Source organism: Streptococcus cristatus (genome assembly GCF_003943535.1).
GTDB lineage: Bacteria > Bacillota > Bacilli > Lactobacillales > Streptococcaceae > Streptococcus > Streptococcus cristatus_L.
The window spans coordinates 68,181-90,096 of the sequence record NZ_RJPU01000004.1 but is presented as its reverse complement, the minus strand read 5'-3'; the positions used below and the strand labels follow the sequence as shown (position 1 = coordinate 90,096).

Genomic DNA, 21,916 nt, shown 5'->3' with positions numbered 1-21,916 from the left:
AAAAACCAGTTCGTGTGAACTGGCTTGTTGATTACTTGATATAAGCTGAGAAGACTTCTTCGTCTGAAATAGAATCAGAAATGAAGCTACCGTTGCTGGTGCGCTCAGACAGGCTGAGGTCGGCCAGATTGATTTCATAGGCCGTTCCTTTATTAGAAAGCACCTGCAAAATCTGCTCCTCACTGGCTTCAGCTTCTGTTGTAAAGAGTTCAAAGTCTGCTGCTTCGTCATAGACTGGTCCAGCCGCAAAGACTCGATGTGGCTTGGTCTTAAGCTCTCTCAGAACTTGAAGACCGCGATTTGCTCGACTAGTAACAGGAATGTCTGCGACTGCCATACGCTTGAGCGAACCGCGCTGAGTCAGGATGTAAAGCGAGTCAGTATTGGCAATAAAGGCTGCTGCTAAGACATCGTCCTTCTTGAGGTTGATAGCTTTAACCCCAGCTGCCTTAGCTCCGATCACAGGAACTTCCTCAATATTGAAGCGAAGAGCATAGCCATTCTTGGTCACGAGCATAACATCATCCAGCTTAATCGACGCCAGAGCAATGACCTGGTCGTCTTCATTTTTTAGTTTAGCAAACTTGAGCGACTTGGACTTGTAGGTCCGCCAAGGACTGAACTCCTTGCGCTCCACTCTCTTGATTTGTCCCAGTTTGGTCGCTGCAAAGTAGGTCCCCTCCTCAAAGTTGTCCAGCAACTCTGCATAGATAACCTCTTCTTTGGTATCAAAGTTATTGATGGTCTGGCTGAGGTGTTCTCCGATTTCTTTCCAGCGGATATCTGACAGTTCATGAACAGGCCGGTAAATAACATTTCCAAGACTGGTGAAAATCAATAAATGCTGAGTCGTCTTGGCTGGACTGACGAAAATCAATCGGTCATCATCACGCTTGCCCATCTCCTCTAGGGTAGAAGCTGAGAAGGAACGCGGACTGGTACGCTTGATATAGCCAGAACGTGTCACGCTAACATAGGTTTCTTCCTCCACGATGAGACTAGCCGTATCAATCTCAATAGCGTTTGCTGTATCTTGCAACTCACTGAGACGCGGATTGCCAAACTTCTTCTTGACATCGCGGAGCTCCCGCTTCATGAGGTTATACATAGTTCGCTCATCGCCGATAATGGCAGCCAGCATGGCAATCTTCTCGCGCAGCTCTGCTTCTTCCTCTTCCAGAACCACTACGTCTGTATTGGTCAAACGGTAGAGTTGGAGAGTGACGATAGCCTCAGCCTGCTCCTCAGTGAAATCATAGCTAACTTTAAGATTTTCCTTGGCGTCTGCTTTGTTTTCTGAAGCACGAATCAGGGCAATCACCTCGTCCAAGATGGAAATAACCCGAATCAGTCCTTCCACGATATGAAGTCGTTTCTCAGCCTTGGCCTTGTCAAAACGGCTGCGAGCCAAAATGATCTCCTTGCGATGGGCAATATAGCTGGTCAAGATTGGTACAATCCCCACCAAACGAGGCGTGAAATTGTCAATCGCCACCATGTTGAAGTTGTAATTAACTTGCAAATCGGTGTACTTAAAGAGGTAGTTGAGAATCAGCTCGGTATTGGCGTCTTTCTTGAGTTCGATGGCAATACGAAGACCGTCTCGGTCAGACTCGTCCCGCACCTCAGCAATGCCAGCCACCTTATTGTTGACCCGCACATCGTCAATCTTCTTGACCAAGACCGCTTTATTAATCTCGTAAGGAATCTCGGTGATGACGATTTGCTCTTTACCGCCCTTCAGCTTTTCAATCTCAGTTCTGGAGCGCACCACGACGCGACCTTTACCAGTCTCGTAGGCTTTCTTGATCTCATCACGACCTTGGACAATAGCTCCTGTCGGGAAGTCTGGACCAGGCAGAAACTCCATGAGTTTGTCCACTTTAGCAGACGGATGGTCAATCATATAGATAACCGCGTCAATCACTTCTGCTAGATTATGAGGCGGAATATCCGTCGCATAACCAGCTGAAATCCCAGTTGCTCCATTGACCAAGAGGTTAGGAAAGGCAGCCGGCAGAACAGTCGGCTCCTTCTCGGTATCGTCAAAGTTCCAAGCAAAAGGAACGGTATCTTTCTCGATATCCTGCAAAAGATAACCAGCCATCTCAGACAGCCGCGCCTCAGTATAACGCATAGCCGCTGGTGGATCACCGTCCATGGAACCGTTGTTACCGTGCATCTCAACGAGAATCTCACGGTTCTTCCAGTCCTGAGACATGCGGACCATAGCATCGTAGATGGAGCTGTCACCGTGAGGGTGGAAATTCCCCATGATGTTCCCGACAGACTTGGCAGACTTGCGGTAGCCCTTGTCAAAGGTGTTGCCGTCCTTGTTCATGGAATAAAGAATACGGCGCTGCACAGGCTTCAAGCCATCGCGAATGTCCGGCAAGGCCCGCTCTTGAATGATGTATTTGGAGTAGCGACCAAAGCGCTCTCCCATGATGTCCTCAAGGGACATGTTTTGAATATTGGACATAATAATTCTCTTTTTAGTGTTTTATTGTAAAGTAAATCTATATTTTATAAATTTAACTGTTTCTTTGTAGGTAGTGAGAAAAGAAGAGCAATCCTACTAATCCTATAATAAATAAAAGATTAATTTTAATAACAAATAAGCTAAGTAGGGTATTAATTAAGCCGTGAAAAATGGCGCAATAAAGGATCGACTTAGTCTTTTTGAAAACAGCTGCTAGAAGAATACTGAGATAAATTGCAAATAGACTGAATAATATAAAAGGCATCCTACTTTGAGAGCTTCCAATCACAAACCATAAAGGTACATGCCATACTGCCCAAATACAACCTGTTATCAAACCGGAAATCCAAAAGGAGAATCTAGTTTCCAAAGTTGGTTGCAAGATGCCTCGCCATCCCAATTCTTCTTCGCCACCATAAACACAGACTGCACTTAAAAAAACAACAAACAAATTTCCTAGTGGAAAAGCCGGATTAAGCTCCTTAGATGAGAAAGCAATGACACCTGTCTGCACGAAAATTAGTAAAAGAAATAACAAAATATATTTCTTTGAGTCCCCTAAGATAAAAGAGACTATGCTTTTAATGGATTTTTGAGGCAAACAAGAAATGGCTGCAATGGTTGGACCGAAACCTCCTAGTAAATGGAGAAAAACTCCTAGTGGACTTGTTAGACTTAAGAGGCTCATTTGCGTCAGAAAAGCGAGCAATCCCCAACCAAGCCCCCAAGAAATGAGAAAACTAATCAGTAAAAATTTTGTTATCTTATTATTTTGTAAATGTTTCATTTGTTTCTAGTCTTTCCTCAGCATACTCAATCATCTTCTCAGCTACTTCCTTATCGTAATCAAATCCCATCTTTTGAGCAAGGATTTGAGCTTCTTGGTGGAAAAGTTGCATCGTAGCAAACAAAGACTGAGTGATTTTCTCTATATTTGAAAATTCAAGCAAATTTGAAAATTCTTTCTCTTTCTCAGCAGGCAAATACTGAAAGAGATACTTGTAGTTCTTGCCGACGTCGACAGTCCCCCGATCACCTGCGACCTGCCAAGCCAAGACCTTCAAGAGTTCTTGTTGGCAAATACCGTAGAGATGGTCAGTCGCATAGATGAGTTGCTTGCGATGAATCCCCTTAACCACGTAGGCTGATACCCACCAAAATTCATTGCAGGATTTATCAAAGTCAGTCTCACTGGCTTGTGCCGTCCAATAGCGCTCAGGTGTCGGTGCATAAGAAGCAAACAGCCCCTGCGGGTCATCCAGCACCGTGAAATCCGCTTCGCTATTCACCCACTCTTTGATGTGCTCCTTTGGGCAAAGAGTCAAATCTATCCGATTGCCATCTTCAAAGAGCATGAGATAGAGGCGGCGATGGTCTAGTAGGATATGCTGCTCAATCATGCGCTTTCCAAACTTTTCCAACCAAGCAAGGTCAGCCGCCAGAGTGTCCAAATTCTCCACAATGTAGACCACATCATAGTCTTGGAACTCGTCCTTGGGAACCTTTGGATTTGTCCGCGAACCAGACATAGCGACAGCCTCGACTTTTAGAGTTTTTGCGGTTTGTAAAATTAAATCAAGCATTTTGGGTTCAGTTCTCATGGAAACACCTACCTTTTTAGTGGAAACTCTCGATTCTGTAGAGGGTATGTCTATAAAGGGGACTGTTTGCTGGAACTTTTTCATTATCAAATTCTTTGACAAATTCCATGCCTAGCTTTTGCATGACTTTTTGCGAAGGGAGATTGAGCAAGGATGTAAAAGAGTAAACTTCTGACAAGCCAGCTTGCTGGAAAGCGAAGTCTAGACAGGCTTGGGCAGCCTCCGTCGCATAACCACGATTCCAAAACTCTTTTCGCAGACGCCAGCCGATTTCTACAGCTTCTTTTCCAGCAAAAATCCGTAAATCCGAATGGTGCAGACCTACCAAGCCGACAAACTCCTGACTGTCCTTTTCTTCAACAGCCCAAAGACTGTATCCATAAGCCTTAACTTCATCTTGAATGCCCTGATAAAGCCGCAAGGACTCCGCTTGACTATATGGCTTTGGGAAATACTGCATGACCTCCGGATCCTGATTCATAGCGATCAAAGCCGGCAAATCAGATTCCTGCAAGTCCCGTATAATGAGACGGTCTGTTTCAAGAATAGTCATCTAAACACTCCTCTACAAACTTTCTTACCTAACAACTCCTCAGCTTTATATAAGCTGTACCCTTCGTAATAATATGAAGCATCCACACCCTTAAAGAAACGGGCCTGAGTTTGTAATGTCTAGTTTATTTTCCAATACCATGTTTGTTCCCATTTCTATTCTTTTTAGAACTTCAAAACTTCGCCTTATGTTGCAAAAACTCGTCTATCTGTGAGGGACTTCTTCAGAAGAAAGCTACTTTTCCTCACCTACTGCTTCTTGCTTGCTTTTCTTTGGTGTTAATTTTTTATAGCGACTACGGATAGCGTTGAGATGGTCACGGAGATCGGCATACTGCTTTTTATCTGGATAAGCATAGGCGTTGATTGCAGTAAAGTCCACAAGGAAGTCATAGATTTCTTGCAGTTTCACACGGACTTCCTTGTTTTGACTAGGTGCCTTGCCTTTTTGCTCAGCCAAGCGCTCCTTATAGACTTTTTCAAACTGAGAGTGCGCCTTTGTCAAGGTTTCTACATGAGTTGTCAAATGCAGAGTTGAAAGGGCAGTTTGGTAGTCACTATCTTTTAGCTCCTTGAGCAAATGGTTAATAGCTTCTGTCTCTTTTTCGTAGCTCATACTCGTTAGCCCAGCATAATTTTTGAAAAGTTTGCTGAGTTTGTCGTAAGCTTCCTTGCTACTTGCCTCTTTCACACGAGAGAAGGCCTTGACCAAACCAGACAAGGTAGAAAGCGCATCATCACGCTCACGATCAGACGCTTCCAGACTAGCCACCGTTTGACTGGCCTTGGAACGGTGCAAACCAGCTTGCAAGGTCTCAAGGAGTTTCTCCATATCCCCAAGCTTCGTTGCATAAACCTGCTCAGACTTATTTGCTTTTGTAAAAGCATTGACAGCCTCAAGACTATCGCTCAGCAGTTGGAAGAAACTCTTTCCTTCCAATCTGGTCATATCTAAATTTGTAATCTTATATTTCATTTTTTTCTCCTAAAATTTTATTAAATTGTTTCTCATAATTTTGGTGGAAGGTCGTCCACTTGGCAGTGTTGATGTCGGATTTTCCGATCTTCTCCCTGTCAGCCAGGCAGCTCATCGGAATTTCCGAAGAGACTTCTCAAATGATAGGGAGGTCGTCGGAAATTCCGACAAGCTCCCTACCACTTAAAATAGATCAGCGGATTTCCCGATGAGGGGGTGGGGGGGCTTTTTTAGTGAATTCTTTCCTCTAATAGTCAGGGTAAAGAGGATCTTTAGCAGGGATAACCTTATCAGAAAGTTCCCTACCGAGAGAATAAAAGTTATCCTCACTCGGCTTCGCATAATCAAGAATATCCTTTTGGGGATCATATTTCATATCCCAGCGATTTCCCATAAGAGTATAAAACCTTTGCTGTTCTTCATTGTTCTTAAACCCCTCCTTTAACATTGGAATGAATTTAGAAATTTGTGAATCTAAATATGCAAAAGCAGTATCATAAATATTATCATCTCCAACAATTTTTATTTCGTTCTCAGGAAAATGAGCAATATTTCTTGTATAATTTTCTAAATCATTATATCTAGTATCTGAAAGAGGCTCCTTACTCCACGGAGTAGTCACAAAATTCTCTGATAAAGGTTTTTCCGGTTTATCTTTGTAAGAATAATTTAATTTTGTAGCTATAGCCAAAAACGGATATACTCGTAACTCATAAGCGATATTATCAATACCGGGACGACCATAAAATCTAGACCTTAAATCCCTGGCTCCTAGTTTTCCATAAAAATTTTTCGGAAGAACTGAGGTAGTAATTTCGTCAATAGTTTTACCTGTACTTGATTGACTGATAACATTATCATAAGATACAGGTAATAAAATTAAATTCGAGAAACGCCTACCGTCTTTAAAAATCCAAAATAGTTTAGCAGGGATATACATATAGTAAGACGGTTTGGGCGGTATAGTTAATGGTTTTGTAGATTCGTTATACAATGTATAGCTTGGATTCTCTTGCCAGAAATTTTGAACAATATTAAAATTTGTTGTATCAAGATATTTGCTTCTATCCTGGTTAATTTTATTATTTTCCTGATTTTTGATATTATTCTCTTGGTTCTTTTCATTATTTTCAATTGTCCTAAATCCTAGAAACATCGTAAAGCCTAACGATATTATAGAAATCACTAAAGGCAAAAACTGAATAATTTTATCAAAAACAGTTTTATCATTATTCTGATTTTTTATAAGTAAAGGTTGAGGAATGGTGAAACTTGCGTTATCAGTTTTGTTTTCAATATCATTTGTATTTCCCTTTTTCTGATTAGTTTTACTAGATAGATTAACCTTCGCAACAAATTCTTTTTTAATATCTTTTTCTGGAATACTCTTTTGTTTTTTCTTTTTATTTGCCATACACTTCTCCTCCTACGACGTGAGAAAAGCAAAACGTTATTTTTTGCTTTTCGAGCTAGTAAGGGAGTTAGCTTGTCCGCCTGATAGCGGCAAGCGTCTTTTCATTAGGAGCTTTTGCTCCAATGAAAAGTACTCCGTTAAAAAACTGTCTGCTCCTCCAAAGTAAACTTGACATTGTCCTCAATCCACTTGCGGCGTGGTTCGACCTTGTCGCCCATGAGGACATTGACGCGGCGTTCGGCGCGGGCCAGGTCCTCGATAGTGACACGGATGAGGGTGCGGGTTTCGGGATTCATGGTCGTCTCCCAGAGCTGGTCGGCATTCATTTCACCGAGCCCCTTGTAGCGTTGAAGAGTAGCTCCTTTGCCAAACTTGCGGCGCAGGTCGTCCAGTTCGCCATCGGTCCAGGCATACTCGACGACTTCGCTCTTGCCCTTACCCTTGGACATCTTGTAGAGAGGCGGCAGGGCGATATAGACGCGGCCAGCCTCGACCAGCGGGCGCATATAGCGATAGAAAAAGGTCAGCAGCAAGGTCTGGATATGGGCACCGTCGGTGTCCGCATCGGTCATGATGATGATCTTGTCATAGTTGGCATCCTCAAGGGTAAAGTCTGACCCAACACCAGCTCCAATCGTGTAAATCATGGTGTTGATTTCTTCGTTCTTGAGAATGTCAGCCATCTTAGCCTTGGCGGTATTGATAACCTTACCACGTAGGGGCAGGATAGCTTGGAACTTACGGTCACGGCCTTGCTTGGCAGAGCCACCGGCAGAGTCACCCTCGACCAGATAGAGTTCGTTCTTGGCTGGATTCTTGGACTGGGCCGGAGTCAGCTTACCAGACAGCAAGCCCTTGTCTTTTTTATTCTTCTTGCCATTCCGACTTTCGTCACGCGCCTTGCGGGCCGCTTCTCTAGCATCTCTGGCCTTGATGGCCTTGCGGATAAGGTTAGATGCCAGCTCACCATTTTCCAAGAGGAAGAAAGTCAGCTTGTCAGAGACGATGGAGTCCACGGCCGGACGAGCTAGAGGGCTGCCCAGCTTGTCCTTGGTCTGTCCTTCAAACTGGAGGTGTTCTTCTGGTACGAGGATGGACAGGACAGCAGCCAGACCCTCACGGTAGTCCGAGCCTTCCAGATTCTTGTCCTTTTCCTTGAGCAGACCTGTCTTTCTGGCATAGTCATTCATGGCCTTGGTAATGGCTGTCTTGAGTCCCGTCTCATGGGTACCACCGTCTTTGGTGCGGACATTATTGACAAAGGACAGGATATTGTCCGAGTAGCCATCGTTGTACTGGAGAGCCACCTGAACTTGGAAGCCGCTCTCCTCGCCCTCGAAATAGAGGACAGGCGTCAGGGTTTCCTTGTCTTCATTGAGATAGCTGACAAAGTCTTCAACCCCGTTTTCATAGTGAAACTCTACTTCTTCGCCAGTCCGCTCATCAGTCAGCGACAGACGGACATTCTTGAGCAGGAAGGCTGATTCCTTAAGCCGCTCCGCAATAGTGTTGTACTTGAAGTCTGTCGTTGAAAAAATCGTATCGTCCGGCATGAAGGTCACCTTGGTTCCAGACTTGGACTTAGGCGCGGTGCCGATTTTCTTGAGCGTAGTGACTGGTTTTCCACCATTTTCAAAGCGCTGCTTGTAAACAGCTCCGTCGCGCGTAATTTCCACTTCCAGCCAGCTGGACAGGGCATTGACAACAGAGGATCCTACACCGTGGAGTCCACCCGAGGTCTTATAACCACCTTGACCAAACTTCCCTCCAGCATGGAGAACGGTGAAAATAACCTCAACCGTGGGAATACCCATCGCGTGCATGCCGACTGGCATACCGCGTCCGTGGTCTGCGACAGTCAAACTGCCGTCCTTGTTTATGGTAACCTCGATTCGGTCACCGAAGCCTGACAGGGCCTCATCGACAGCATTGTCCACAATCTCCCAGACCAGATGGTGAAGTCCCGCTCCGTCGGTCGATCCGATATACATCCCCGGACGTTTGCGAACCGCATCCAACCCTTCTAATACCTGAATGGCATCGTCATTGTAATTGTTAATATTGATTTCCTTTTTTGCCACAAGGAACCTCCTGCATGATAGTCATCCTTATTATCTTACAAGTTTTTGGTAAATTTTGCAAAGTTTTTTTCTACAAAATACCCTTTAAAGGCTGATAGAATCTGGATTTTAAGTGATTTTGGAGAAAGGCAGCTTAGCTGCAAGCGTCAGACTAGACAATTCACTTAAAATATTCTTATCATAGTCCTTTGTCCAAGTTCCAAATCATGGTATAATAAAATCATGATGAACACGATAATTGGATTATTACTAGCATATTTACTGGGCTCCATTCCGACAGGTTTGTGGATTGGACAGATTTTCTTTAAAAAGAACCTCCGCGAATACGGCAGTGGCAATACTGGCACGACCAATACTTTCCGTATTTTGGGAAAGACGGCAGGGACGGCTACTTTTGCTATCGACTTTCTCAAAGGTACACTGGCAACGCTGCTGCCGCTTTTCCTGCATATTGATGGGATTTCACCACTGATTTTTGGTCTCTTGGCCGTGATTGGCCATACCTTTCCAATCTTTGCTGGCTTCAAGGGCGGAAAAGCCGTGGCGACTAGTGCAGGAGCTGTTCTAGGCTTCTCACCCGCTTTCTTTGTCTATCTGATATTGGTCTTTGTGACAACCCTCTATCTGGGAAGTATGATTTCTCTAGCCAGCGTGGTTTCTGCAAGCGTGGCTATCCTGTCTGTCTTGATTTTTCCTGCTTTAGGCTTTATCCTACCTAGCTATGATTTCCTCTTTACCCTGATTATCATTCTCTTAGCAGCTATTATCATCCTTCGTCATCGGGACAATATCCAACGGATTCGAAATAAAACTGAAAACCTAATCCCTTGGGGCATCAACTTGACCAAGCAAAATCCAAAAAAATGAGAGTGGGACAGAAATCGGTAATTCGTTAGAATTCGATTTCGTCGTCTCACCTCCGCACAGTTGAGTAGGGCTGTAAATGCTGATGAAATCAGCGTAGTATAGCCCACTTAACCACTGCGTCTTGCTCGACAATCCAAAAAAAACAATTGAGAGGCTAGGACTTTTGTCCCAGCCTCATTTTTTTAATCTTTTTGAGTTTTTTTCAGGCCTGCTGCACCCAGCATTCCGAATACTAAGCCAAACATAGAAAGAAGGAAAGGATTCTTGCTTCCTGTTTTCGGAAGAATTCCTTGTTTGCTTGCTACTTCTGTCGGACGAACCTGTGCTGGAGCTTGATAAGTTGCCTTATTTGCTACTGGCTGAGCTGTATTTGGCTTCTCAACAGCAGGTTGTTCTTGTGGTTTTGTCTCAGGCACAACTGGATGATTGGGTTGGCTAGGAACTACTGGATTGCTTGGTCTTGTTGGAACTGTTGGATTAGTTGGGTTGGTAGGATTGGTAGGATTGGTTGGGTTTGCTGGATTGCTTTGTCCAGGCTTAGAAGCGGCATCTTTTGGATTAGTACCCTGCTGGATTTCCTCGATATCTGTGTAACCATCTCCATCTGTATCCTTGCTAGCAGACATCGAAATCGTGCGAGAATTTGGATTAATTGCTGCATAGGCTGTCAAATCTGCACTTTCCAGATATTCTGCAAAGGCCACGTCCATAGATGGACCTTCCTCACGCGCACCACCCAGCATGGTATAACCATCACCACCTGCTGCTAGGAAGTCATTGGTTGTCAGGTAATAGGTCTTAGCCAAGTCAAGGGCTTCATAAACACCTGTTTCTTTGTTTTTGATTTCAATGCGGAGGATCCTTTTCTCTGCTGGCAGAGTTGTGTCATAGTAAACTTTGGCACCAGAGACTTGCAAGAAACCGCCGCTTGGCTCGAGCAATGGTTGGCCGTTTTCATCCAAGACAGGTTTTCCATCTTTTTCTTGCAGGATTGAGCCCAAAGATTTGGCAAACATATCTGCGATATTCTGACCTGTTACCTTGATTTGTGAAATGGTATTTCCAAAAGGCAATACAGCGATGACATTTCCCTTTGTGATCGGCTTGTCTTTAGCAATGGTTTCCCGTAGGCCGCCACCGTTGGTCACAGCCAAGTCTGTTTTGTTGGCAAAGCCTGTTTGGCCGTATTTGTAAAGGGCATCGGCTACCACATTCCCCAGATTGGTTTCTCGAACGCGGACATTTTCACGGTCACCGTTAAGCTCAACAGGGCTATTGGCCACGATTACCTTGGCATTTTCTGCATCATATTTTTCCTTGATCTTCTTGACCATCTCTGCTACAACTGGGTCTGGACTAGCTTTTTTAGCTGTTTCAGCAGGGATTTGCTGAGGATCGCCCAGAAGTTGGTTGGCCTTGAAAGTAACTTTACCGATATTATGCAAATAGCTACCAGTCTGGTTGTAGGTCACATTTTCACCGTAAGTAGTGGACTCTACTGTATGAGAATGGCCATCAATCACTGTAACGCGCTTGCCCTTCAGCTTAGCATTTTTAGAAAGGGCTTCAGCCAAGGTAGAACCGCGCCATTCAACTGGTGTCGTAGTATCCACACCCAAGTGAGCCAGAACGACATAGTTTTTGTAAGTCTTGCCTTCAGCTGCTGCACGCGCTTCAACTTCGTCAATCACCCGATTAACCTCTGTGATTGGATCCGCGAAAGTCACACCTTGAATATTTTTTGGGTGCGTTTTTGTAGCTGTCTCAGGAGTGGTCACCCCAATCACGACAAATTCATCACCTTCTACATTCTTATCCTTGTCCACAATAGTTGATGCTTGGAACACACGGGCATTGTTGGCATAGGTATTAGCACTGAGAAGTGGGAAATTGAGTATTTCTTTGTATTTTTTAGCCTCATCCAAACCGAAGTCAAATTCATGGTTTCCGACCGCCATAGCATCATAGCCGATTTCATTGAGAATCTTCGCGCGTTCTTGCCCTTTGGAGCTGTTAGAAATTGGCAGACCTTGGAAAGCATCTCCTGCATCTACAACCAGCGTTTGAGGATTTTTCGCACGTTCTTCCTTGATAACCGTTGCAAGTTTGGCATCACCGATAACACCTTTTTCTTCGACGATACGACCGTGCACATCGTTTGTATGAAGAATGGTAGCTTCAGGCAAGCTTGCGTCGGACGCTCCTGATACATCTTGAGCATTAGCTGCGATGGCCGCATTAACACTAGCTTCATCGGCAGAAACTCCACCTGCTTGCGCCAAATCCGTTTCAACCGGTTTTTGAGCTGGTTCGTTCACATTTGCCACAGCAGTTGCTGGCTGAACCTCATCCGCAGCAACTTGATGGTCCAAAAAGGCAGGTGCCAACAGAACCGTAGACAAAACAGGTAAAATAAGATGCTTCTTTTTCATAAATAAAAGCTCCAGTCTATGTTTTTTCTACTATTATACTGTTTTTATTGTAAAAAGGGAATGCCCTTTCAAAGAATCTTTCCTCTTAATACGAAAAACGTTCCAAAATAACATGGAACGTTGACTTTCTATGAATATCTACTAGTCTTGGAAGACGATTTCTCCATCGCAGATGGTATATTTGACTTGGCCTTTCAGCTCTTCGCCAACAAAAGGCGAATTGGCTGCCTTGGAGGCAAAATGGTCGGAAACCAGACGGTCAGCTTTAGGATCAAAAATAGTGATATCCGCTGGGCCTTCTTCGGCTAGAAAACCAGCATTAAAATCGTAGAGACTAGCTGGATTGACCGTCATTTTCTCCAAAAGTTCCATCAAGCTCTGATGACCAGCCTCAACCAAGTAGGTCAGCCCCAGAGAAAGCGAGGTCTCAAGACCAGTCATACCAGAAGGTGCTTTAGTGATGTCTTCAACATTTTTCTCATCAGCGTGATGTGGAGCATGGTCCGTTGCAATGACAGAAATAACACCAGACTTGAGCCCTTCGATAACGGCCAGACGGTCCGATTCTAAGCGCAGCGGCGGATTCATCTTAGCATTGCTGCCCTTGGTCAATAGCAGAGCTTCTGTCTTAGAGAAGTGCTGAGGTGCTGCTTCAGCAGTGACTTGAGCGCCTAGTTTTTGGGCAAACTCGACAACCTTGACACTCTCAGCCTTGGACAAATGCTGGATATGGACATGAGCCTTGGCATCATAGGCAATCATGACATCGCGAGCAATCATGCTGTATTCGGCCACACCTGTCGCGCCACAGATATGAAAATGCTCTTTGGCAATATGCTCATTGAAACCAAGGATGCCGTTGAGATTAGGATCTTCCTCATGCAAGCTTATAAAAGTATCGTTTTTACATGCTTCGATCAGGGCTTGGCGGACAATGCCAGCGTTGGTCAGCGGAATTCCGTCATCTGAGAAACCTACTGCACCAGCTGCCAAGAGATCTTTGAAGTCTGTCAAATGCTGACCATCGAAATTCTCAGTAATGGTCGCGACGGACTTGATATGGATATTTTCACGACTAGCCGACTCCAGCACTTCCTGCAGGGTTTCAACTGTAGAGATGGTCGGATTGGTATTGGCCATCATAACAACCGTTGTAAAACCGCCCGCTGCCGCTGCCAAGGCTCCCGTGTGAATGTCTTCTTTATGAGTCTGACCTGGCTCCCGGAAGTGAACGTGAATGTCGACCAGACCGGGGGCAACGACCAAACCACTAGCATCTAGGACTTGGGCATCAGCCGCTTCCAGATTTTGGCCGATTTTGACAATTTTCTTGCCCTCCACCAGCACATCGCACACTTGATCCAGACCAGACTTAGGATCCATTACACGGCCATTCTTGATTAGTAGCATTTTCTATCTCCTTTATTCGTAAAAATCGACCTGCGTGTCGAGCAGTTTATCACCATCATAAACAAATTTAGCTGAAAAGAAGGGCTTATCCTCCAGCAGCCATTCAACAAAGGTATGATCTCCTTCCCAAGTTGGTTTAGATAAAACCTGATCGTAAGGCACCCATTCCAAAGTCCCTTCATTGCAGTCAATCAGTTCCCCCTCAAACTCAGTCACCTTGAAAACATAAGTGTACCAGTCCAAGTCGGGAGTGAATTCTGGAAAAGTAATAATACCTTTTAGGACAGGCTTTGCCTTTAGTCCTGTTTCCTCTAGAATCTCGCGTGCCGCACATTCCTGCGGGGTTTCTCCTCGCTCTAACTTACCACCGACTCCAATCCATTTCCCAGCATGAACATCGTTGGGCTTTTTGTTGCGGTGCAGCATGAGAAATTCCCGCCCATTATCGATATAACAAATCGTTGCTAACTGAACCATACTACCTCCTATGCTAACCAATCGATTGGCTCCAAGCCCTTAGCCACTAAAAAATCATTGGTCCGTGAAAAGGGTTTGCTGCCAAAGAAGCCACGGTAGGCAGACAGCGGACTTGGATGCGCTGACTCGATAATCAAATGTTTGGAATTGCTAATCAGGGCTTTTTTCTTACGAGCGTAAGACCCCCATAGGATAAAGACAACTGGATCAGTCTTCTCATTGACTACCTTGATAATCGCATCTGTGAATGGCTCCCAGATTAAGCCGGCATGCGCATTGGCCTGGCCAGCAGGCACTGTCAGACCAGCATTGAGTAAGAGAACACCCTGCTGAGCCCAGGAAGTCAAATCATGCGACTCTTTCACTCCGATATCGTCTGCCAGTTCTTTGAGAATATTCTGCAAAGAAGGCGGAGCTGGAATGTCATCAGGGACCGAAAAACTCAAGCCCTGTGCCTGTCTTGGTCCGTGGTAGGGATCCTGCCCTAAAATAACCACCTTAACATCCGCTAAATCTGTCGTCTGAATCGCATTAAATACCTTGTCCCGAGGTGGGTAAATGGTCCCCGAAGCATACACTTCATCTAAAAAATGATTGATTTTTGCAAAATAACCTTCCGGCAGCTGTTCCTTAATCAAAGCGTGCCAAGCTGAATGCTGCATACATGTCTCCTCTCATTTCCTACGATAAAATTCTCTTACCTAATCCACCTAAGCGCTCTTTTGAGTTCAGCTGTGCCATTTTCCAGAAAACAAGAACCGTGGGCTAGGATGATTTTCTCCGGTTTCCAAGCCAGCATCTGCTCTAGACATTCTTTGGCTTCTTTTTGATGACCGATAAAGGTCATACGGTAGTCAATAGGCGTCTGGCCATCCGGAGCTGCAACACGAACTAATTTATAAGCCTTGCCGCGAATCTGACTTGGAAAACGGTCTGTTTCAAAATTCTCAATCAAATCTGTCAAAATCAAGGTTTGACTGTCCTTGTGAAAAAAGACAACTTCCTCAATATAAGTACTTCCCTTGAAAACTAACTGTTCTATCTGGCCTGCCCAAGCTTCAGGAGCCTCATCCGTCAGCTTTTCATCAAAAGAGACTGGGATTTTCTGCTTGGCCGCTCTCTCTTCAACACCTGGGCTAGACCAAGCAATCGCCTCCGGATAACGCTTCTTCCAGTCAGCTATATAAGCATAGTGAATCTTATTAGGCGAAACAAGGTGTGCAACTGGTCCCAAAGCGTCCAACTGGTCAAACAAAGCCTGATTTGGTTGGATTGGTGAATGGCACCAGAGCTGGCCATTTGCTAACTTGATGACCGTCATGCGGGTAGAAAAAGGCAACTTTGTCAGCACCGCATCCATCTCAATCAAATCACCGTCGACAATCCAGATATTCTCGGCAATAGGCTTCAAGGTATAAAGCGGTTCATAGATAGGAACAGGTCTTGTCATTTCAAAGAGTCCTTCTTTCTAGTCCAAAAATAATATTTTCCTAGAGCCTGTGGATATTGAGTCAATCCCACAGCTGACAAAATCAAAATCTGTGGCAAAAACTGAATCAGATAACGGGTCTTGCCTCCTTCGAAAATCTGCAGAAAGAGCAGGCCACCGAAAACTGCCAAGCTTAAGAAATTCAAGGAATCGTTTGGTCGGTATTTCCAAAGTGCAAAGACCAGCCCCAAAGCCATGACAATCCAAACTGCCTGCTTGATCAGCGAATAAAATCGAAAACTGTCCTTATCAGAATTGAGGAAGAAATCACGGATAAACTGGGCGAATGCATTGTCTTTTGTAAACTCATAAAGTGGTGAAATATAAGGCGTCTTTTCATTTTCAACACTGCGATAGAGCCAACCCAAGTTTCCTTCAGCAACCGTCAAAGAGTGTTTATAATACAGGTGCTGTAGAAAGGTCAGCGGAGTGTATTCTTTCAGACGACGCTTGATTTCTTTGATGACATTTTCCTTGGCAAACATACCGTTATTGTAGTCAGCCCGCTTATCAGGTTCCACGTATTGCAAGAGCCCTTCCTTCATGTCTTCCTGATCGTGACCGATATTGGTTAGGCCCAGATTGATGAAAAGCAGTGGCCCTTTGGCCAGCCCTTGGCCTTGGATAATCGGCACTTCTGTCTGGTGAGCTAGACCATAATGAAGCGGAAGGTAGCCTGCTGAAAAGCTTAAAGTAAAGACTGCAGCAGTCAAGAAAAACTTTTGCCAGTTTTGTCTCAAAAACAAAACTCCAAAAAGAGCAATCAACAGAATCATCACTGTCGGACGAATCAAAAAGGCAAGACTAGTCAGAATCCCTAATATAAGACTTCTAGCAATGATTTGGCGCCTATCTCCCTTATTTTCCAACAGACTGAGAGCCAGAAAAATCTGTAGACTAATCAAAGGCAAGGGAGGAATGTCCGTGTACATAGACATGTAGTAAGGCGAAAATCCGACCAAGGTCACATAAAGACTAAAAACCGCATCGGCTGTAGCCTGCGAAAAGTACCGCTGACAGCCTTTGTAGAGGATACAAGATGCAATATTGACGTAAAAAAGATTGAGTCCCTGCATAATCCAGAGAGCTGCTTCGCCAAAGAGATTAAAGAAGAAACGCTCATAGAGAAAGAGGGGCAGATTATTAGGATTGCGCGTCAGGTAGCTGGAAATAGAGGACTCCTTCAGGTACTTAAAAGCCCCTGTGAAAACTACCGCTGCATCCCGTCGAATCAAAAGCTCAGCCGATAGGAGCATGATGAGCTGAAAAAGGAGAGCTGCTAAAGCAATGGCCAGCTTGTGCCTCATGAGAAAATGATAAGACTTTTTAAGCTGAAACCGATAGCGATTCGCTAAGATCGCCAAGACTCCAAACAAAATCAGAGCCAGGCTACTCAACTGCGACACATGAAAAATAGCTGTAAACAGCCAATGAAGACTCAATACCAGCATGATTTTTTGTAGAATCAAAAAAGTGATATGATAAATCTTAGACATGGCTTTATTATAACAAAATCAGGCACTTTTTGCTATTTTAAAAAGTGAGCAGAGGCCAAGTCAATCCTAAAAAGGAGACAGGAACATGCTAGTCCCGCCTCCTCGTACCTTCTTAATTTTGCCAGTTTTCTTGATCGTCTTTAAACTTCTTCAGCAAAGTCAATCCTTCTGCATTGATGTAGCCTTCTTGCTCAGCTAGGTGGATAAGCTCTGTGTAGTTAGACAAGGTCACCAACTTCACGCCTGCATCCGCAAAGTTCTTATCCGCTTTTGGCAATTCGTAGGTGAAGATAGCTGCAGCACCGATCACATCTGCTCCTTCACGCTTAGCTGCCGCAATAGCATCCAAGACAGAGCCACCAGTGGAAATCAAATCTTCAATCACAACCATCTTTTGACCAGGAGCCACTCGACCTTCAATCTGATTGCCCGCCCCGTGATCTTTTGGTTTGCTGCGGATATAAGCAAAAGGTAGATTCATCTTGTCGGCAATGATAGCCCCGTGAGGAATACCCGCCGTTGCCGTGCCCGCAATCACTTCCACATCTGGAAATTCCGCACGGATTTTTTCGACAAAGCCATTTTCGATCAAGGTCCGAGTTTCTGGGTAGGCCAAAGTCACTCGGTTATCTGTGTAAATCGGTGATTTAATCCCAGAAGCCCAAGTAAAAGGCTCCTCCGGTTTCAAGTAAACTGCTTTGATTTTCAACAAGTCACGTGCAATATCGTTGGCTAAAGTCATTTTTCACTCCTTATAAATCTGTTTTTAAGCTATTCGTTTCGTTGACGGTTTCATTTGAAATTCTTACTTAGCTATTCCACTGTTTCTTAATTTCGTGATAGGCGTCCCAAGGATTTTCAGCCTGAATAATCGGGCGACCAACCACAATATAATTACTGCCAATTTGGTGGGCTTCCTGCGGTGTCATGACCCGCTTTTGGTCACCGATTTCAGCACCGGCCGGCCGTATACCCGGTGTTACGCAAAGAAAATCGTCCGCCGTAGCTGTCTTGATGAGTTCAACTTCCAAAGCTGAGCAAACAACCCCATCCAGCCCAGCTTCCTTGGCCTTACGGGCATAATTAACAACCGACTCCTGCACAGTTGTTTGGATATTTTGGCAGTCGCGCATATCTTCTTCACTGGTCGAAGTCAACTGGGTCACCGCTACTAGCTTCGCATTGTCACCGAGGACCTTTTTAGCCTCCCGCATCATCTCAACGCCGCCAGCCGCATGAACCGTCACCATGTCAATGCCAAATGTTCCCAAAACAGACATAGCTGAACGCACGGTATTAGGGATGTCGTGCAATTTCAAATCGAGGAAAATACTATGTCCCAAGCCTTTCAGATAATGCACAATTTCTGGACCAATGGCATAAAAGAATTCCATGCCGATTTTGACGTACAGTTTTTCATCTTCAGGAAAATGCTCCAGAAAGTTTTTGACATCATCAAAAGATGGAAAGTCTAGGGCGATAATAGGACGTTCTTCACGCATGCGGTTCTTCTCCTTGCTTTTTACTTACTATAATCATAGAAAAAACCTTGCCCGAGAGCAAGGTTACACGAAAATGTGGCAGAATCTGCCATTTTAAACGTATGCGCCTTAGAGCCTCTCTGGACTTCTTTAAAGGTTTAGTCTTAAACATTCTATAATTTACTGGGAAGTTTGTCAAGAGAAAATCAAGCTTAAAGTAAATTTTCTCTGACTTCTTTTCTCAAGCTTTCTAAGCTTTCAATGCCGTATTTATCCATGACTTGCGGCAAGTTTTCTATAATGTTAGGACAGGCATAAGGGTCGGTAAAATTCGCTGTTCCGACGCCGATAGCTGATGCGCCAGCGATAAACATCTCCAGCGCTGCCTCTGCCGAGTCAACTCCCCCCATGCCAATGATTGGTAGTTTGGTGAACTGAGCGACCTGACGAATCAGCTTGAGTGCTACAGGAAAGACAGCTGGACCAGACATGCCACCTGTTCCATTGGCAATGATCGGCCGCTTCGTTTTCAGATCGAAACGCATTCCCACCAAGGTATTGATCATGGTCAGACCGCTCGCACCCGCATCTTCTGCCGCCTTGGCCACTTGGGTAATGTCTGCTACACTAGGAGTCAATTTGACATAGACTGGAACTTGAGAGGCAGCAACTGCTGCTTTTACCGCTTCATAGGCTAGCTCAGGGACTTGTCCGATTAAAAGCCCCGCATTGCCATGGTCCACATTGGGGCAGGAAATATTGAGCTCAATGGCCTTGACATTGGGAGCTTGAGAGATTTTTCCAGATACATAAGCATATTCTTCATTGGAAAAACCAGCCACATTAGCAATAATTGGCAAATCTGGGTAGTGCTGAGCCAGCCAAGGAAGTTTTTCAGCCAAAACGGCATCGACCCCTGGATTTTGGAGACCGATAGCATTGAGCATACCAGCTGGCGTCTCGGCCACACGGGGCGTTGGATTGCCAAAGCGGGGATGTTGCGTCGTCGCTTTGATCATGATAGAGCCCAGTAGATCCAAGTCATAGTATTTGGCATATTCTTGACCGAATCCAAAACAACCTGAAGCTGGAATGATTGGATTTTTCAGCTCTAAGCCTGGCAGAGAAATTTTCAAACGATTTTCAGTCATTTCCTTATCCTCCTACAGCACGATGGTCCCAGTCTCAAAAACTGGTCCGTCTTCGCAGACCCGCTTATTAACTGCTTCATCCTGACCTGCTACATGAACGACGCAGGCATAGCAGGCACCCATACCACAAGCCATCCGAGACTCCATCGATAGATAGGCATGGGGATGGTCATGAAATTTCCGATCCACATACTGGAGCATACCGGGCGCTCCACAAGAATATACCGCAGCAAACTCATCTGTCAACTCGTCGACAATCGTTGATACATAGCCCTTTTGACCGTAAGTCCCATCATCTGTAGTGATAAACAACTGACTGCACTCACGAAATTCTTTTTCCAAAATAACAGCAGATTGATTGGCAAAGCCTAATACTGCTGTAACCTGGGCACCCTTAGCATGCAGTTCTTTGGCCGTTTGTAAGAGAGGAGGCACACCGATACCACCACCAATGATCAAGACCTTGTCGCCCTTTTCTACCGGAGACAAATCAAAGCCATTACCCTGAGGCCCCATGACATCAAGATAGCTACCGACAGGAAGCTGAGAGAAAATGGCCGTCCCGCCACCTTCGACCCGATAAATAATCCGGCAGATACCTTGCTCTCGGTCAATCTCCGATATAGAAATCGGACGCCGCAGCAGCTTGCTATCATCTGGCACTCGGATATGCAGGAATTGCCCGACCTGCATCTGGCTCACCATCTGGCCTTTCAGGCGCATCGAAAAAATCTGAGGCGCAATTTCTACTTGCTCCAGCAGCTCCATCTGCTCCAGCATAATCTTGCCAAATCTCTTTTTACAACTATCACTAACCATGACAACCTCACTTTCTACAAGAAAAAACCTCGCCACAGCAAGGTTTTGCAAAAAACGAGGCAGTCAAATTGCCCCTTATACCGTTTTTCCTACCTTGCAGCCTCACTGGACTTGATTAAAGGTTAAATTGTAAACATTATATCGTTAGCGATAAGGATTGTCAAGATAGAAAAAACATTAGAACTTTCAAATTTTCTCCAAGGAATTACAGTCTTACCAGCTCTTGTCAAATTCGCTTTGTTACATCTGCCAAACAAAAACTGCCATCCTCCTGTCTTCTAAAATTCAAGGACACCCTGTCACTTTTCCGTTCTGTATTTGAACGACGAATATTAATATAATTCACTTGCAATGTTAACGGACTATAATCTGTATCACTTCCCGAAATATTTGTATGTGAAGGCAATCCAAAACGCTCAACAACCTCTTGATAAGTCATCCCGCCTTTGCCATACCGCCAATCACCTATTTTTAATGTATCCATATCTTCTGATTTCCACTTAAAGACAAATTCATCTTTTGTCGCTGGAAGATATCTACTGTCATCTAAATATACTGCACTTTTATTTATCAAATAGTAGGTCTTCCCATTTGAATCAGGGTCATAAAAGCTCAAACTGATTTCCTGAGGATGTCCCGACGCGCCATATCTCGGAACATCTATAATTCTTGTCTTATAAGTCAGTGTCACTTCTTTTTTAGCAAAACTCACATCTGAAGCCTTACCGTATTTCGCAATGACTTCTTCTAAAGTTGGGCTATTAGTCCCCCCATTTTTCACCTTGAGTTCTACAAAATTATCTAATGTCCAATTAAAAGCAAATTTCTCTTCATCTTCCTCAACAATTTTCTTTTTCAGTTCCTTTTGTTCTTGGGTCAATTTTGATTCATCATCATTTTGCTGACTAGCCGAGCTGTCTCCACTAACTGACGAAGCTCTATCGTCATATTTGTACTTCAATTCAGCTTTATTAGGAACCTGTTGCGATAAATAATAGAAGCCAAAGAACAAAGCAAAAGAGATTGCCAAACAAAGAAGGGTAAAAGCCAAGCTAATTCTTTTTTTCTCCTCCTTCATCGTCATCATTCTGAGCTCTTCTCGTTTTAGCTTTTGTTGACGATAAAGGTCTCTTTTGATCTCTCTAAACGAATGAAGATCACGTTTTTTCTTGCTACTTCTCCTCATTT

At 44.4% G+C, this 21,916-nt stretch carries 19 protein-coding genes and 1 pseudogene; 1 reads left to right on the top strand and 19 read right to left on the bottom strand.

Annotation, left to right across the window (positions count from 1 at the left end; translation table 11 throughout):
* Window positions 1-31 precede the first annotated feature (31 nt).
* From parC to parE, 7 genes are all read right to left on the bottom strand, one after another.
* The gene (gene parC, locus D8790_RS07050; protein WP_125388099.1) at window positions 32-2,482 is read right to left on the bottom strand and encodes a DNA topoisomerase IV subunit A; all 2,451 of its coding nucleotides are present in this window, start codon (window positions 2,480-2,482) and stop codon (window positions 32-34) included.
* A 52-nt stretch (window positions 2,483-2,534) separates the two neighbouring features.
* A complete protein-coding gene (locus tag D8790_RS07045) occupies window positions 2,535-3,269 on the bottom strand; it encodes a CPBP family intramembrane glutamic endopeptidase (RefSeq protein WP_125388098.1) in 735 nt (244 codons plus the stop codon).
* On the bottom strand, window positions 3,250-4,083 hold the full coding sequence (locus D8790_RS07040) for an aminoglycoside 6-adenylyltransferase (protein WP_125388097.1): 834 nt from the start codon (window positions 4,081-4,083) through the stop codon (window positions 3,250-3,252). The genes D8790_RS07045 and D8790_RS07040 overlap by 20 nt, the downstream gene beginning before the upstream one ends.
* Window positions 4,084-4,099: 16 nt before the next feature.
* Window positions 4,100-4,636 carry a GNAT family N-acetyltransferase gene (locus D8790_RS07035; RefSeq protein WP_125388096.1) on the bottom strand — a complete coding sequence of 179 codons (537 nt, stop codon included), beginning with the start codon at window positions 4,634-4,636 and terminating at the stop codon, window positions 4,100-4,102.
* 234 nt (window positions 4,637-4,870) lie between these two features.
* The gene (locus D8790_RS07030) at window positions 4,871-5,611 is read right to left on the bottom strand and encodes a DUF6261 family protein (RefSeq protein WP_125388095.1); all 741 of its coding nucleotides are present in this window, start codon (window positions 5,609-5,611) and stop codon (window positions 4,871-4,873) included.
* 247 nt (window positions 5,612-5,858) lie between these two features.
* Window positions 5,859-7,025, bottom strand: coding sequence for a hypothetical protein (locus tag D8790_RS07025; protein WP_125388094.1), 1,167 nt, complete (start codon window positions 7,023-7,025; stop codon window positions 5,859-5,861).
* 137 nt (window positions 7,026-7,162) lie between these two features.
* Window positions 7,163-9,106, bottom strand: coding sequence for a DNA topoisomerase IV subunit B (gene parE, locus D8790_RS07020; RefSeq protein WP_125388093.1), 1,944 nt, complete (start codon window positions 9,104-9,106; stop codon window positions 7,163-7,165).
* 222 nt (window positions 9,107-9,328) lie between these two features.
* On the opposite strand from parE, the gene plsY reads away from it, so the two are divergent.
* A complete protein-coding gene (gene plsY / locus D8790_RS07015) occupies window positions 9,329-9,973 on the top strand; it encodes a glycerol-3-phosphate 1-O-acyltransferase PlsY (RefSeq protein WP_125388092.1) in 645 nt (214 codons plus the stop codon).
* Here the strand turns inward: plsY and D8790_RS10895 are convergent.
* The 12 genes and pseudogenes from D8790_RS10895 to D8790_RS06955 form a co-directional block, all read right to left on the bottom strand.
* Window positions 9,926-10,105, bottom strand: coding sequence for a hypothetical protein (locus tag D8790_RS10895; protein ID WP_260470278.1), 180 nt, complete (start codon window positions 10,103-10,105; stop codon window positions 9,926-9,928). The genes plsY and D8790_RS10895 overlap by 48 nt on opposite strands.
* Window positions 10,106-10,155: 50 nt before the next feature.
* Entirely contained in the window at window positions 10,156-12,405 is a 2,250-nt protein-coding gene (nt5e, locus tag D8790_RS07005; RefSeq protein ID WP_125388091.1) for a cell surface ecto-5'-nucleotidase Nt5e, read from the bottom strand.
* Window positions 12,406-12,546: 141 nt separating this feature from the next.
* A complete protein-coding gene (locus tag D8790_RS07000) occupies window positions 12,547-13,815 on the bottom strand; it encodes a dihydroorotase (protein WP_125388090.1) in 1,269 nt (422 codons plus the stop codon).
* A gap of 12 nt (window positions 13,816-13,827) precedes the next feature.
* The gene (locus D8790_RS06995; protein WP_005589656.1) at window positions 13,828-14,292 is read right to left on the bottom strand and encodes an NUDIX hydrolase; all 465 of its coding nucleotides are present in this window, start codon (window positions 14,290-14,292) and stop codon (window positions 13,828-13,830) included.
* 8 nt (window positions 14,293-14,300) lie between these two features.
* Window positions 14,301-14,954 (bottom strand): uracil-DNA glycosylase, encoded by a 654-nt coding sequence (locus tag D8790_RS06990; RefSeq protein WP_125388089.1) that lies wholly within the window; start codon window positions 14,952-14,954, stop codon window positions 14,301-14,303.
* A 35-nt stretch (window positions 14,955-14,989) separates the two neighbouring features.
* A complete protein-coding gene (locus tag D8790_RS06985; protein WP_125388088.1) occupies window positions 14,990-15,742 on the bottom strand; it encodes a DUF4336 domain-containing protein in 753 nt (250 codons plus the stop codon).
* Window positions 15,739-17,277, bottom strand: coding sequence for a glycosyltransferase-like membrane protein (locus D8790_RS06980; RefSeq protein WP_125388087.1), 1,539 nt, complete (start codon window positions 17,275-17,277; stop codon window positions 15,739-15,741). Before D8790_RS06980 ends, D8790_RS06985 begins: the two co-directional genes overlap by 4 nt.
* 112 nt (window positions 17,278-17,389) lie before the next feature.
* A complete protein-coding gene (gene pyrE / locus D8790_RS06975; protein WP_005589648.1) occupies window positions 17,390-18,019 on the bottom strand; it encodes an orotate phosphoribosyltransferase in 630 nt (209 codons plus the stop codon).
* Window positions 18,020-18,086: 67 nt separating this feature from the next.
* Complete coding sequence (gene pyrF / locus D8790_RS06970) at window positions 18,087-18,779, bottom strand: orotidine-5'-phosphate decarboxylase (protein ID WP_125388086.1); 693 nt, start codon at window positions 18,777-18,779, stop codon at window positions 18,087-18,089.
* Between the two features lie 191 nt (window positions 18,780-18,970).
* Window positions 18,971-19,909, bottom strand: a complete 939-nt coding sequence (locus D8790_RS06965; RefSeq protein ID WP_125388085.1) for a dihydroorotate dehydrogenase — start codon at window positions 19,907-19,909, stop codon at window positions 18,971-18,973.
* A gap of 12 nt (window positions 19,910-19,921) precedes the next feature.
* A complete protein-coding gene (locus D8790_RS06960) occupies window positions 19,922-20,728 on the bottom strand; it encodes a dihydroorotate dehydrogenase electron transfer subunit (RefSeq protein ID WP_125388084.1) in 807 nt (268 codons plus the stop codon).
* A 213-nt stretch (window positions 20,729-20,941) separates the two neighbouring features.
* A pseudogene (locus D8790_RS06955) lies at window positions 20,942-21,914 on the bottom strand (hypothetical protein).
* Window positions 21,915-21,916 lie beyond the last annotated feature (2 nt).